The organism is Aequorivita sinensis (assembly GCF_006346335.1).
Classification (GTDB): Bacteria; Bacteroidota; Bacteroidia; order Flavobacteriales; family Flavobacteriaceae; genus Aequorivita; species Aequorivita sinensis.
In genome coordinates this window covers 38,943-52,683 of the sequence record NZ_VDMC01000005.1, presented here as the reverse complement: position 1 = coordinate 52,683, position 13,741 = coordinate 38,943, and the positions used below count along the sequence as shown (strand labels likewise).

Below are 13,741 nucleotides of genomic sequence, written 5' to 3'. Positions count from 1 at the left end.
TTATTATTACAAAACAACAATTTATTCAATGACAAAGTTAAGCGTTAATATAAATAAAATAGCTACTCTTCGTAATGCACGAGGTGGTAATGTGCCAAACTTATTAAAGATGGCAGAGGATATTCAGAAGTTTGGAGCTCAAGGAATCACTATTCATCCACGGCCGGATGAACGTCATATTCGGTATCAAGATGCTTACGATTTAAAATCTATAGTTACTACAGAATATAATATTGAAGGAAATCCTATGGATAACTTCACAAAAATGGTATTAGAAATTAAACCTACCCAAGTTACCCTTGTACCAGATGCGGTAGACGCTATAACTTCTAATGCTGGATGGGATACGGTTAAACATAAAGATTATTTAAAAGAAATTATTTCAGAATTTAAGAATAATGGAATTCGCACCTCAATCTTTGTTGATCCCACATTAAAAATGATTGAAGGGGCAGCCGAAACGGGAACAGACAGAATTGAATTGTACACTGAAGAATTTGCAGATCAGTATGCACTAGGAAACAAAGATGCTATAAAGCCGTATACCGAATGTGCAGTTCTTGCAAGCCAATTAGGCTTGGGAATTAATGCGGGGCACGATCTTTCATTAGATAACATTCAATTCTTTAAAGAAAACATTCCTAACCTTTTAGAGGTGAGTATAGGCCACGCTCTAATAAGTGAGGCGCTATACGATGGGATAGAAAAAGTTATTGCCGGATATTTACAAAGACTTAAATAATAAATAAAATTTCACATGATTTTACATTCTCAAATTCTCGGTTCCGGACAAGCTTTCGTGATACTCCACGGCTTTCTCGGTATGAGCGATAATTGGAAAACACTTGGTTCTAGATGGGCAGAAGATGGATATGAAGTTCACTTGGTTGATCAACGAAATCACGGTAGAAGTTTTCATCACAATGAATTTTCCTATGAAATAATGGCGGATGATTTAAAGAAATACTGCGATGAACACAATTTGAAGCAAATCATATTATTAGGTCATTCAATGGGTGGAAAAGTTGCTATGCAATTTGCAGTAAGTTATCCCGAAATGGTTTTAAAACTAATTGTTGCAGATATAGGTCCAAAATTTTATCCTTCTCATCATCAAGATATTTTAAAAGCTCTTTCAGAATTAGATTTTTCAAAAATTAAATCTCGTAGTGATGCGGAAGATATATTGGCAACATACATTAAAGATGAAGGCACAAGACTGTTTCTTCTTAAGAACCTGTATCGAAAAGATAAAAAAGAATATGGTCTTCGTATAAATCTTCCAGTATTAACAGATAAAGTTGAAGCTATTGGTGTTGCACTTGCTGAAGATTCCATTTACCAAGGTGAAACTTTGTTTTTAAGTGGCGAAAAGAGCGGTTACATTGAGCCTATGGATGAAGTTTTGATTAAAAAACACTTTCCAAAAGCCAGAATTCAGCCTATTTCAAATGCAGGTCATTGGCTTCATGCAGAAAATCCTGAAGAATTTTATGATAATGTTATGAATTTTTTATAATATTGTAAGTACGGTTGTTATGCATGCATAATAAAAACCATTTTGAACTTACCAATAACCTCACAAATTAACTCTAAAGAATTAAAAAATTATGAAAAAAGTATTAGTACTTGCTGTATTTGCACTCGCAACTGCGGTAACTTATGCGGGCGGGTACCGTGTAAGTCTACAGGGTAATAAGTCCCTTGCAATGGGCCACACGGGTGTTGCAGTTATAAATAGCAGTGAATCTGTGTTTTTTAACCCTTCTGCATTAGTGTATTTAGAAAATAAACTTAGCATTTCTGCTGGTGCACACGGGGTATTAGCAAACATATCCTATCAAAATGAAACTACAGGAGCGAGTGACCAAACTAAAAGTTTATTAGGAACGCCGTTTTATTTTTATGCATCATATCAAGCAACAGATTGGTTGGCATTTGGTCTTGGGGTATATACACCTTATGGAAGTTCTGTAGAATATGATAAAGACTGGGTTGGTTCTCATCTTGTAAACAATATAGATCTACAAGCAATATATGTTCAGCCAACAGTTTCGTTCAAAATAAATGAAAAATTAAGTGTTGGTGGTGGACCAATATATGTAAATGGATCTGTAAATTTTAACAGAAACTTAAACCGTACACTTACCGATCTTGATGGAAATCGTTCGAATGTAACAATTGACGCAAGTGGTGTAACTGCTTGGGGATGGGTAGCGAGTACAACTTTTAATTTTACTGATAATTTAAGAATAGGTGCAACTTACCGTTCTGAAATGATTCTAGAAGCAGAAGGTGGAGATGCAACTTTTGAAAATATTCCAAATTCTCCATTAACTCCTTTTGAAGATACTAAGATTGATGCTGCAATGCCTCTACCAGCAGAATTGATGGTTGGTATGTCTTATAAATTTGCAGAAAACTGGTTATTCGCTTTCGATTACAATCGTACATATTGGAATGTATACGAGTCTTTAGATATTGACTTTGCTAATCCAGCAATTCCAGATTCTTATAACCCACGTAACTACAAGAACTCTTCTGCTTATCGTTTTGGATTACAATACGAAGCAACAAAAATGTTTACGCTAAGAGCAGGATACTACTTTGATGAAACTCCGGTTCAGCCAGGTTACTTCGCGCCAGAAACACCTCGTGGTGATAGTAACAACTTTACTGCAGGGTTAACAGTGAATATTGGTGAGAACCTACAAATTGATGCATCTTTCCTTTTCTCACACTTTAAAGAAATTGATGCTTCATACGATCATTACTTAGAAAATGGTGTAGCTGTTCCTTTTGCTGGAGCATATAAAACCAATGCTTTTGTTCCTGGTCTAGGAGTTACTTATAAACTATAATTTGAAAAATTCAGAAAGATGAAAAACTTATTAAAATATACATTCGCAGCGTTGACAATAGGTCTTGTAAGCTGTGAGCCAGAATTTGACAGCCCTGTAACCGATGGTGGGTTTTATAGTAGTGGTTCTGCTAACTTATCAAAGTTTGTAGCAGTTGGAAACTCTTTGACAGCTGGTTATGCAGATGGCGCATTATATATTACTGGTCAAAACAATAGTTACCCAAATATAATGGCACAGCAATTCGAATTTGTTGGCGGTGGAGATTTTACTCAACCATTAATGAATGATAATATTGGTGGATTGTTATTAGGTGGAAACCAAATTGCTGAAAACAGACTTGTTTTAGCTGTTGGTGCAGATGGTAATCCATCTCCAGTTCGTTTAGATGGAACTCCAACTACAGATATTACAAACAAATTAAGTGGGCCTTTCAATAATATGGGAGTACCTGGAGCAAAAAGTTTTCACTTGGTAACGCCAGGGTATGGAAATGTTGCAGGAGTGCCAGTTGGAACTGCTAATCCATATTTTGCACGTTTCGCAAGTAGTGAAAATGTGAAAGTTATTGAGGATGCGGCTGCTCAAAGCCCTACTTTTTTTAGTCTTTGGATTGGAAATAATGATATTCTAAGCTACGCAACTTCTGGAGGTTCAGGAGTCGATCAAACAGGAAATATTGATCCTTCTACATATGGTAGTAACGATATAACAGATCCAAACGTTTTCGCTTCAGTTTACAACGCACAAGTAGAGGCATTAACAGCTGGTGGAGCAAAAGGAGTATTGGTAAATATTCCTGAAGTAACTTCTATCCCATATTTTACTACTGTTCCTACTAACGCTATTCCATTAGATGCTGCTACAGCTGCTGCAGTGAATGCTAATTTCGCAGGATATAATACTCAAATTTTACCAGGCTTAGCAGGTATGGGTATTATCTCGGCTGAAGAAGCTGCAATGCGTATGATAAACTTCTCTGCAGGACAGAACTTTCCAATTACCACAGATAAAGATTTAACAGATATTACAGCTATTTTACAAGGGCCTCCATTTAACTTACCAGCTCCAACAGCTGCTTTGTTAGGCCAATTACGTCAAGTAAACTCAGACGACCTTGTTGTTTTAACAGCATCTTCTGTATTAGGTTCTACTCCAGATCCAAACAACCCACAAGGTGTTGTAGGAGTAAGTATTCCATTGGCAGATCAATTTGTATTAGCTAAGTCTGAACAAGATAGAATTACAGCTGCAACAAATTCATATAATGCTACAATTCAAGGGTTAGCTAGTGCAAAAGGACTTGCTTTTGTAGATGCAAAAACTGCGTTAGCAAGATTATCGGATGGTGGAATTCCTTATGATGGAGGTGTATTAACTTCTCAGTTTGTAACTGGAGGTGCTTTCTCTTTAGATGGTGTTCACCCAACTGCTAGAGGATATGCTTATACAGCAAATATGATGATTCAGGCAATAAACGATGCGTACGACGCTACGATACCAACGGTACAAATAGGGTATTACCCTACGATTACGCTTGCAAATAATTAAATTTATCAATTTATTTAATTGGTTAAAACCGCTCTCAAATGAGAGCGGTTTTTTTTATTATATTTACTAAAGCTTAAATTAACTAAAAACACCTTTTATGAAATTAATTGTAAAATTGTTGCTTACTGCTTTAGCCGTGGTGGTTTTGGCAAAAATCCTTCCTGGTGTAGCTGTAGAAGGTTATGATTCAGCCGTAATTGTTGCTATTGTTATCGCATTGTTAAGATTAATTGTAAAGCCAATTTTAGTGGTCTTAACTCTTCCTATAACAATTGTCACTTTTGGCCTGTTCCTGTTAATAATCAATGCTATTATTATTTTACTTGCAGGTTATTTTGTCGATAGTTTCGATGTAACTACTATTTGGTGGGCTTTACTCTTTAGTTTATTGCTTTCCGTTTTTCAGTCAATTTTATTTTCACTACTACCCGAAGATTAATAACTCCTCTATAAATATATTTTTTTACTCTTTTCAGATCTGATTAGGATACCTTGTTTTTCTTAATCTTAAACAAGAAAAGGTGGGTTATTTCACTTTAAATCAACAACAATTTGTAAATGTTTGTTGAGTTTTGTAAAAAGCCGTACTTTTGCATCCCGAATTTCAGAAGAGAAAAGATGAACATTACAAAAAAAGACATTGATAAGCTGAATGCTGTTCTTACAGTAGAGGTTTCGAAAGAAGACTATTCAGACAACGTAGAAAAGGTTTTAAAAAACTATAGAAAAACCGCTAACATACCTGGCTTTAGAAAAGGTCATATCCCAATGGGAATGGTTAAAAAGCAATATGGTAAAGCTGTCTTGGTTGAAGAAGTGAATAAAGTTTTACAAGATGCACTTCAAAAATACCTTACAGAGGAAAAATTGGATGTATTAGGTAATCCACTTCCTAAGAATGAATCAGAAATCGATTGGGATGCTGAAGACTATAAGTTTGAGTTTGAATTAGGTCTTGCTCCACAATTTGATGTTGATGTAAAAGGGAAAGAAATAGTTCATTACAAAATTGTTGCAGACGATAAGATGCTTGACAATCAAGTAAAAACTATCCGCAAACAATACGGAAAACTAATATCTAAAAATGAAGTAGAAAAAGGTGATGAAATCACTGGAACATTTATTTCAACTGAAAAAGAAATTGAGAAAAAATCTACTTTTTCAACAGAAGATATTAAAGGAAAAAAACAATTAGATGCTCTTATTGGTGCAAAAGTTGGCGATACCGTTACATTAAAAACTAAAGGTATGTTTGCTGATGACCACGATAACCAAAAGCATTTGGGTGTTGATCACGATGACGCTCACGGTTTAGATATCGAAGTTTCTTTAAAAATTGAAGAAGTAAATGAGCGTGAAATGGCTGAATTGAACCAAGAGCTTTTCGACAAGCTTTTTGGTGAAGGTAAGGTTACTTCAGAAGATGAATTAAAAGCGAAAATTAAAGAAGATGCTGAAGGGCAGTTTGCACAACAAAGCGATCAAAAGCTTTTAAATGATGTAGTAGAATCTTTAATTGAAAACACAAAATTTGATCTTCCAAAAGAATTTTTACAGCGCTGGATCGCAATGACTGGTGAGAAAAGACTTTCTGAAGAAGAAGCAAAAGCTGAATACGAAAGAAGTGAAAAAGGACTTCGTTATCAGTTAATTGAAGGTAAACTTCGTGCTGAAAACAATTTGCAAGTAACTTTTGATGAGTTGAAAGACCATTCAAAAAATATGATTAAAGCTCAAATGGCTCAGTTCGGACAAACTAACCCAACTGACGAAGAAGTTGAATCTATTACTGCACGTATTCTTTCTAATAGAGAAGAGGTTGAGCGTTTAAGTGAACAATTAAACACAGCTAAATTGTTAGACTTCTTTAAGGAGAATGCAAAATTAAAAGTCAAAGAGATTACCTTCGACGAATTCATTAAGGAAGCCTACGCTTAATTTAGCGAAGAAATAGTTATCTTTAGGCGTTGAATTATTTTAATTTAACGCCTTTTTAATTCCTATTAAGACGGGAATCCAAATATGCTCTTTAAGTTGAATTTCTTACCTAAATAAAGAATTAACATTTATGAATTACAGTGACGAATTTAGAAAGTTTGCTATAAAAGATCAGGGTATTAGTAATATGTACTACGACAAGATTATAAGTAGTATGTATCCAACAAACTTGACACCAAATATTATTGAAGAACGCCAAATGAATGCAGTGGCAATGGACGTTTTTTCACGTTTAATGATGGACCGTATTATTTTTCTAGGTACCGGAATTAACGATCAAGTTGCAAATATTGTACAGGCTCAGTTATTGTTTCTTGCTAGTGCAGATGCTTCTCGCGATATTCAAATTTATATAAACTCTCCAGGAGGAAGTGTTTATGCGGGACTTGGAATTTATGATACTATGCAATTTATTAAACCAGATGTAGCTACTATTTGCACAGGAATGGCAGCTTCTATGGCAGCAGTACTTTTATGTGCTGGTGAAAAAGGAAAGCGTAGTGGTTTAACGCATTCACGTGTTATGATTCACCAACCTTTAGGTGGTGCTCAAGGTCAAGCAAGTGATATCGAAATTACTGCTCGCGAAATTGTGACTCTTAAAGAGGAACTTTATAAAATTATAGCAAAACACTCTGGTCAAACTTATGAGAAAGTTTACGAAGATAGTGATCGTGATTACTGGATGAAAGCAGATAAAGCTGTTGAATACGGTATGATTGATGAAATATTGACAAGAGATTAAGTAAAGATTTTTGAAAAAAAAATATTATGTCGAAAGAAGATTTAGAATGTTCTTTTTGCGGCCGTAAAAAGTCGGAAACCAAACTGCTAATTGCAGGATTGGATGCCCACATTTGCGACCGTTGTATAGAGCAAGCGCACGGGATTGTTGTTGAGGAGGCTTTGCATTCTGATAACTCAGAATTGTCTAAAGACCTTATGCTGAAAAAGCCAAAGCTCATTAAAGCATTCTTAGATGAGTATGTGATTGGACAAGATTTCACAAAGAAAGTTATGTCTGTAGCGGTGTATAACCACTACAAACGTTTACTTCAGCCAAAGAGCGATGACGATATCGAAATTCAGAAAAGTAATATCGTTATTGTTGGGCAAACAGGAACAGGGAAAACACTAATTGCAAAAACAATTGCAAAAATGTTGAACGTTCCACTAGCTATTGTGGATGCTACGGTTTTAACTGAAGCTGGATATGTAGGTGAAGATGTTGAAGGTATTTTAACTCGTTTGCTTCAAGCTGCAGATTATAACCTAGAGAAAGCTGAAAAAGGTATCGTTTTTATTGATGAAATCGATAAAATTGCACGTAAGAGCGATAACCCTTCGATTACACGTGATGTAAGTGGTGAAGGTGTTCAACAAGCTCTACTAAAGCTCTTAGAAGGTACTACGGTTAATGTTCCGCCTAAAGGTGGTAGAAAGCACCCAGATCAAAAGTTTATTGAAGTAAACACCGAAAATATTCTCTTTATAGCCGGAGGAGCTTTTGATGGAATTGAACGTCATATTTCTAAAAGATTGAATATGCAGGCCGTTGGTTTTACTGCTACCCTAAAGGAAACTGAAATTGAAAAGGATAATATGCTTCGCTATATTATCCCTAAAGATTTGAAAGACTTTGGGTTGATTCCAGAAATTATTGGTCGTCTTCCTGTTTTAACATATATGAATCCATTAGATAAAGAAACGCTTCGTGCAATTCTTACGGAACCTAAAAACGCTATTATTAAGCAGTACAAAAAACTGTTTGAAATGGACGGAATAGATTTTGAAGTGACTGAAGAAGCACTAGACTTTATCGTGGAACAAGCAATTGAATATAAGCTTGGAGCTAGAGGACTACGTTCGCTTTGTGAAGCAGTTCTTACCGATGCAATGTATGAAATGCCAGGTACTGATGAAAAATTAGTGAAAGTAACTAGAGATTATGCCGATGAAAAACTTAATAAGTCAACCCTTAAGAAGTTGAAGGCAGTTTCATAGAGAAATTTAATTTACTTTAAAAAGCCTCAGGATATCCTGAGGCTTTTTTTGTTAGCTAAAAATGAAGAGGTTTTTACTCATTGAGTGCTAATAATTCTTCTAGCATATTTCTAGTATTGGATAGTCGAGGGACTTTATGCTGCCCTCCAAGTTTGTTTTTGTCTTTCAGCCAATCATAAAATAAATTTTCCCTTCCGTAATGAATCTTTGGAGGGTTTAAGGTGGTGTTGTTATAGCGTTTTGCCTCATAATCACTATTTACTTCTTGTAAAGCTGTGTCTAGAAGTTTTGTAAAAACTTCTAAGTCGTGAGGCGGTGATTTAAACTCAATAATCCATTCGTGAGCACCCTTTTCTTTACCATCCATAAAAACTGGCGCTGCGGTATAATCAACAATTTCAGCGTTTGTAAGTTGAGAAGCCTTGCGTAATGCAGTTTCGGCGTTTTCGATAATCAACTCTTCCCCAAAGGCGTTAATGTGGTGTTTGGTGCGGCCTGTTACTTTTATTCTATAAGGTTCTGTTGAAGTAAAGCGAACAGTATCACCTATTTTATATCGCCAAAGTCCAGAATTGGTTGTGATTATTACAGCATAATTTTTCCCTTCTTCAACTTCACTTAATGGAATAACTTTTTCATCACTAGTCCCATAATTATCCATAGGAATGAACTCATAGAAAATTCCGTAATCGAGCATTAGCAATAACTCTTTGCTGTCGTTTCTATCTTGAATGGCGAAAAAACCTTCTGAAGCGTTATAGATTTCGTAATATCTAAAATCACTTTTAGGTAGTAATTTATTGTATTGATCTACGTAAGGATCGAAGTTTACTCCACCGTGAAAATACACTTCTAAATTAGGCCAAACCTCGAATAAGTTTCCTTTGCCTGTTGTTTCTATTACGTTATTTAATAATACCAACATCCAAGAGGGTACTCCTGCGAGGCTTGTGACATTTTCTTTTATAGTTTCATTTACAATGGCCTGCATTTTAGTTTCCCAATCGCCCATAAGCGAAACCTCATTACTCGGAGTACTGCTGAACTCTGCCCAAAATGGCATATTATCTATAAGTATCGCAGATAAATCACCAAATACAGTTCCGTTTTCTTCATAAAGCTGTTTACTTCCACCAAGGCGTAAACTTTTCCCTAAGAATAACTGTGCGTTTGGATTATTGTTGAGGTACATACACAACAAATCTTTGCTGGCTGCATAATGGCAGTCTTCAAGCGAATCGTGGGTAACGGGAATAAATTTACTTTTTGCATTGGTAGTACCACTAGATTTTGCGAACCATTTAATTGGAGTAGGCCAAAATATATTGCTTTCGCCTTTTCGAGCACGCTCAATTCTTACTTCATTTTCTTCGTAAGTAGTTATGGGAATTCTATCTGCAAATTCTCGATAGGTTTTAATAGAAGCAAAACCATATTCTTGTCCAATTTCAGTATTTTTCGCTTTGTAAAGTAAATTGAAAAGCAATTCTCCTTGAACCTCAATAGGATATTTTAGAAATAGATCTATCTGATGAAACCTCTTTTTAAGAAACCAAGAAGCAATGGAGTTTACAATCGGGATTGGCATAATTTTCTGCTATCTTTATGCTATAAAAATAATGATTTTATAATTATGAGTTTCCTTTTTTAGAAGAGATGTTTTTTAAGTCTTTTGCAAGGAAAATTTTCAACCTAAATACTATAAAATAAATGAATTACGAAGGAGTACTTACAAAAATGCAAACTGAAATCGGAACGCCAATTCAGTATTACCTCATTTTTAAAAACGACTTTATAAATGTGAATCAATTATTGGACAAGAAGATTTCGATCAATTTCCTCTACCATCAATGTTTAAATTGTGAACTTCAAAAGAAAATTTACCGTCAAGGATTTTGTTATGATTGCTTTTTTGAAATACCCCAAGCTGCAGATTGGATCATTAATCCAGAGAAAAGTACAGCGCATTTAGGAATTGAAGATCGCGACCTTGATTATGAGAAAAAAGTGCAACTTCAACCTCATATTGTTTATTTGGCAAACAGTAGTAGCGTTAAAGTAGGAGTTACCCGTAAAACACAAGTGCCAACACGTTGGATAGATCAAGGAGCACACGAAGCTATTGAAATTGTAGAAGTGCCTAACAGATATTTAGCAGGGATTACCGAGATTGCTTTAAAAGATCACGTAAGCGATAAAACCAATTGGCGTAATATGCTGAAAAACGATATTAAAGATGAAGATTTAGTAGAATGGCGTGAGAAGTTAAAACAATATATTCCTGCCCAAGCAATGGATTATTACCTTGAAAACAATTCTGAAACCAATTTACAGTTTCCAGTTATTAAATATCCAGAAAAACCAAAATCGCTTAACCTTGACAAAACTCCATTCTACGAAGGAACCTTAAAAGGCATAAAAGGACAATACCTCATATTTGAAGATAATACCGTTTTTAATGTTCGTAGTAACGAAGGATATGTGGTTTCAATAACTGTAAATTAGTTGACCAAACAAAGAAATGCTATTAGCTGCGATTTTATATTAATTTCCAGCTTTAATAGTGTCTTGTTTCTTTTTCTTGCCACCTAAAATCCCACCCAAAATATCTTTAATAACCTTGGTGTTTTGTTGTTGGGTATTTTGCTGCTGTGTATTCTGTTGAATGGTATCTTGTTTTTGGGTATTTGTTGAAGTAGAATCAGTTATGGTTCCTCCACCAAGAATACCACTAAGAATATCTGTTCCTTGGTTGATAAGTTTATCCTTTTGCTTCGCTATAAGTTCTTGAGTAAGCTTATTGATAGCGTTTTCAGCATTTAATGAAACTTGGGGTTTATTAAATGTTCCTTTTAAACCTATAGGAAGCGCAACACTCATTTGGTTTGCTTCTTTTGGATCTAGTTTTTGAAGGAGTTTGGTGATTTCACCACCTAAATATTTAGCAGGAACATCCATCGTTACATTGTAGTCTATCGATTTATCTAAGCCGTGGGTTCCTGAAACAGCCACATCAATTCCTTTAACGTCGAAGTTAAACGGCTTAATTACAATATCTCCATCTTTAAAAACTAAATTGGTTGTTAGATTCTGTAGATTTAATTTATCAAGGTTTAAAAAAGCTATTTTATCACTAAGCGCTGATAAAAGCGGCGTGTTTTCGGAATTAACTTCTGCCGTTAATACTTGAGCTAATGCAGTTCCGCCGAGACTAGAAAGTATAGGAGAAAGATCAGAGGTTAACTTACCATTAAATTCAAATTTGGTGTTTAGGGTTCCTTGTAATGCTTTTGCTATTGGCATTAGATATTGAAACATTTCGAGTTTTTCAAATGATTCCTCTATATCAATTTTACTTAGATCCAGTTTCATAGCGAAGGTTGGAACGTCAGTTTTGGTAGAGACATTACCATCAAGAGCAATATTTCCACCGAAAATATCAGAAGTGAAATTGCTAATTGTAATTGCTTCATTCTTAATGGAGGCTACACCTTTAGCGTTTTTAAGTTCTAAGTTATCGTATATAACTTTGTTAGCTTTAAAGTTTAAAGTAGCATCAAGAAATCCTGGGATTTTAATGGCTTCTTCATTTCTAACTTTCTTAGATGTTTCTCCTTTTTCACCAGATTTTGATTCTGTGAATGACGTTTCAGCAACCATAAAGTCATTCACGTTAAAAGTGTTTGATGTAACGTCAAAGTTTCCTTTTAACTCTTGGTTGCTCACTAAAAATGGAATTAAGTTTTTAATATTTCCAAAAGCTTTAATATCTGTCTGTCCTGAGGTTGCATTTAGTTCTTTTAAAGTGAAAACTCCAGGTTGTAGGGCAAGCTTAGCATCCGAAATTTTTAAGTCTTTTTTAAATCCGGCATCATAATTAAAATTAGATAGGCTAGCATTTCCGCGAGCGTCTATTTTTTGGTATTGCTCTTTTTCAACAGATTCCATATCGAAATTTGCAACAACATCGGCTTTAAAAATTCCGCTGAGGTTTTGTTCTATTTCTACAGGTAATACCTTTTCTATGTTTGCCAAGTTCAGCGTCCCTTGCATTTCTAAATTAACAAATGGATTTTCGGTTATGTTTTTAATGCTTCCATTCATTCTAAAAGGTTCGCCGTCGATTTTAAAAGTTAGATCTGGAATGTTTAAAAACGTATCTTTTAGTAGTCCAGTCTCGTTTTTTAACTGTGCATCAATGGTAATGTTTTCAACCGTTTTAGGTAAATGGGGATATTTAAATGATGCGTTTTTACTTGCTATTTTTATATCCATTGTAGGGATATGAATACTATCTACAATGCCTTTAATCACTCCATTTACAGTAAAGTTTCCTGTCGTTTTTACATCGCTTATTTGCTTCACATACGTTTCAGGAATTACCGCTAAGAAGTTTTTAAAATCGGATGAAGGTGTTTTAAAAGTAATATCAACTTCGTTGTTGTCTTCATTTAGTTTTACATAACCTTCAAAAGTTAGCGGTAGCTCGTTGATTTTGGCTTCGTTTTCTAGAAAGGTGTATTTCTGATTTACTAGATCTAAGTTGAAAATAGCATCAAGTGAAATTCTATTGTTGGACAAATACTCAGTATCTTCCATCTTAAAAGAAGCCATGGCTTCTGTATAGGTGTCTAGTTGTCCAACTTCTACAGAAAGATCACCACTACCTTCATGTTGAATGTTTGATAGCGTTAAATAAATTTTTGAGGATTCATCAAAGTAATTAATCCGTGAGTTTTCTATTTCATATTTCTCCAACTCAAAAGTAAATCCGCTACTTGTTTCTTCTTCATTAAGTATTGGGGCATCGTCCTTGATAGCAATATCATAATTGGTGTTGCCTAGGGAGTCAATCTTAATATTCAGAAATGTACCCTCAAGTTTTAAAGCGTCAATCTTGATGTTTTCAGACTTAAAAAGTTGCATAATGCCCATATCTAGCGATAAGCTTTTACCGCTAGCCAGAGTGTCTCCTTCAAAAGGCGCTCTGTTAACAACTGAAAAGTTTTTTACTATAAGAGAAGCATCTGGAAAGCTACTAAATAGGCTTAATTCGAGTTCTTCCCAGCTTACGTTTGCGTTTATATTTTGGTCGATGTTGTTTTTTAGTATTTTTTCAAGACTTCCTTTAAAAATAAAAGGCGCGGCAATCAGTAAGATTAAAATTAAACCTAAAATGATTCCAAAAATTTTGAGTGCTTTTTTCATAAGAAAATTGAAAAATTTATTTTTTATAATTCCTTTTAAAACAACTTATTAAAAAGTGCTATTAAGGAAAAATTATATCTGCGCGCAAATTTACTTGGTAGTCTTTTTCTTTTCCTTAA

General features: G+C 34.7%; 11 protein-coding genes. 9 read left to right on the top strand and 2 right to left on the bottom strand.

Features of this window, described 5'->3' with window-relative positions:
- The first annotated feature begins 28 nt into the window (after nt 1–28).
- The 8 genes from FHP04_RS07760 (at nt 29) to clpX (ending at nt 8,414) form a co-directional block, all read left to right on the top strand.
- On the top strand, nt 29–742 hold the full coding sequence (locus FHP04_RS07760; protein ID WP_139855528.1) for a pyridoxine 5'-phosphate synthase: 714 nt from the start codon (nt 29–31) through the stop codon (nt 740–742).
- A gap of 15 nt (nt 743–757) precedes the next feature.
- Nucleotides 758–1,519 carry an alpha/beta fold hydrolase gene (locus tag FHP04_RS07755; RefSeq protein ID WP_139855527.1) on the top strand — a complete coding sequence of 254 codons (762 nt, stop codon included), beginning with the start codon at nt 758–760 and terminating at the stop codon, nt 1,517–1,519.
- A gap of 91 nt (nt 1,520–1,610) precedes the next feature.
- On the top strand, nt 1,611–2,861 hold the full coding sequence (locus FHP04_RS07750; protein WP_139855526.1) for an OmpP1/FadL family transporter: 1,251 nt from the start codon (nt 1,611–1,613) through the stop codon (nt 2,859–2,861).
- An 18-nt stretch (nt 2,862–2,879) separates the two neighbouring features.
- A complete protein-coding gene (locus FHP04_RS07745) occupies nt 2,880–4,412 on the top strand; it encodes an SGNH/GDSL hydrolase family protein (RefSeq protein WP_139855525.1) in 1,533 nt (510 codons plus the stop codon).
- Between the two features lie 97 nt (nt 4,413–4,509).
- The gene (locus tag FHP04_RS07740; RefSeq protein ID WP_139855524.1) at nt 4,510–4,851 is read left to right on the top strand and encodes a phage holin family protein; all 342 of its coding nucleotides are present in this window, start codon (nt 4,510–4,512) and stop codon (nt 4,849–4,851) included.
- Between the two features lie 179 nt (nt 4,852–5,030).
- Nucleotides 5,031–6,350: a trigger factor gene (gene tig, locus FHP04_RS07735; protein ID WP_139855523.1), complete on the top strand. Its 1,320-nt coding sequence runs from the start codon at nt 5,031–5,033 to the stop codon at nt 6,348–6,350.
- A 130-nt stretch (nt 6,351–6,480) separates the two neighbouring features.
- Complete coding sequence (gene clpP / locus FHP04_RS07730) at nt 6,481–7,155, top strand: ATP-dependent Clp endopeptidase proteolytic subunit ClpP (RefSeq protein WP_139855522.1); 675 nt, start codon at nt 6,481–6,483, stop codon at nt 7,153–7,155.
- Nucleotides 7,156–7,181: 26 nt separating this feature from the next.
- Entirely contained in the window at nt 7,182–8,414 is a 1,233-nt protein-coding gene (gene clpX, locus FHP04_RS07725; protein WP_139855521.1) for an ATP-dependent Clp protease ATP-binding subunit ClpX, read from the top strand.
- A 73-nt stretch (nt 8,415–8,487) separates the two neighbouring features.
- Here clpX and FHP04_RS07720 read toward each other — a convergent pair whose 3' ends face one another.
- The gene (locus FHP04_RS07720; RefSeq protein WP_139855520.1) at nt 8,488–10,002 is read right to left on the bottom strand and encodes a GH3 auxin-responsive promoter family protein; all 1,515 of its coding nucleotides are present in this window, start codon (nt 10,000–10,002) and stop codon (nt 8,488–8,490) included.
- 122 nt (nt 10,003–10,124) lie between these two features.
- Here FHP04_RS07720 and FHP04_RS07715 point away from each other — a divergent pair, with 122 nt between their 5' ends.
- On the top strand, nt 10,125–10,919 hold the full coding sequence (locus FHP04_RS07715) for a DUF2797 domain-containing protein (RefSeq protein WP_139855519.1): 795 nt from the start codon (nt 10,125–10,127) through the stop codon (nt 10,917–10,919).
- 39 nt (nt 10,920–10,958) lie between these two features.
- Here the strand turns inward: FHP04_RS07715 and FHP04_RS07710 are convergent, their stop codons facing one another.
- Nucleotides 10,959–13,622: an AsmA family protein gene (locus tag FHP04_RS07710; protein ID WP_139855518.1), complete on the bottom strand. Its 2,664-nt coding sequence runs from the start codon at nt 13,620–13,622 to the stop codon at nt 10,959–10,961.
- Nucleotides 13,623–13,741 lie beyond the last annotated feature (119 nt).

Excerpts from the sequence above, each read along its gene's own strand:
- FHP04_RS07720 (WP_139855520.1), bottom strand. The coding sequence starts at position 10,002 with ATGCCAATCCCGATTGTAAACTCCATTGCTTCTTGGTTTCTTAAAAAG.
- FHP04_RS07710 (WP_139855518.1), bottom strand. The coding sequence starts at position 13,622 with ATGAAAAAAGCACTCAAAATTTTTGGAATCATTTTAGGTTTAATTTTA.
- clpP (WP_139855522.1), top strand. The coding sequence starts at position 6,481 with ATGAATTACAGTGACGAATTTAGAAAGTTTGCTATAAAAGATCAGGGT.
- FHP04_RS07715 (WP_139855519.1), top strand. The coding sequence starts at position 10,125 with ATGAATTACGAAGGAGTACTTACAAAAATGCAAACTGAAATCGGAACG.
- FHP04_RS07750 (WP_139855526.1), top strand. The coding sequence starts at position 1,611 with ATGAAAAAAGTATTAGTACTTGCTGTATTTGCACTCGCAACTGCGGTA.
- FHP04_RS07760 (WP_139855528.1), top strand. The coding sequence starts at position 29 with ATGACAAAGTTAAGCGTTAATATAAATAAAATAGCTACTCTTCGTAAT.
- FHP04_RS07755 (WP_139855527.1), top strand. The coding sequence starts at position 758 with ATGATTTTACATTCTCAAATTCTCGGTTCCGGACAAGCTTTCGTGATA.
- clpX (WP_139855521.1), top strand. The coding sequence starts at position 7,182 with ATGTCGAAAGAAGATTTAGAATGTTCTTTTTGCGGCCGTAAAAAGTCG.
- FHP04_RS07740 (WP_139855524.1), top strand. The coding sequence starts at position 4,510 with ATGAAATTAATTGTAAAATTGTTGCTTACTGCTTTAGCCGTGGTGGTT.
- FHP04_RS07745 (WP_139855525.1), top strand. The coding sequence starts at position 2,880 with ATGAAAAACTTATTAAAATATACATTCGCAGCGTTGACAATAGGTCTT.
- tig (WP_139855523.1), top strand. The coding sequence starts at position 5,031 with ATGAACATTACAAAAAAAGACATTGATAAGCTGAATGCTGTTCTTACA.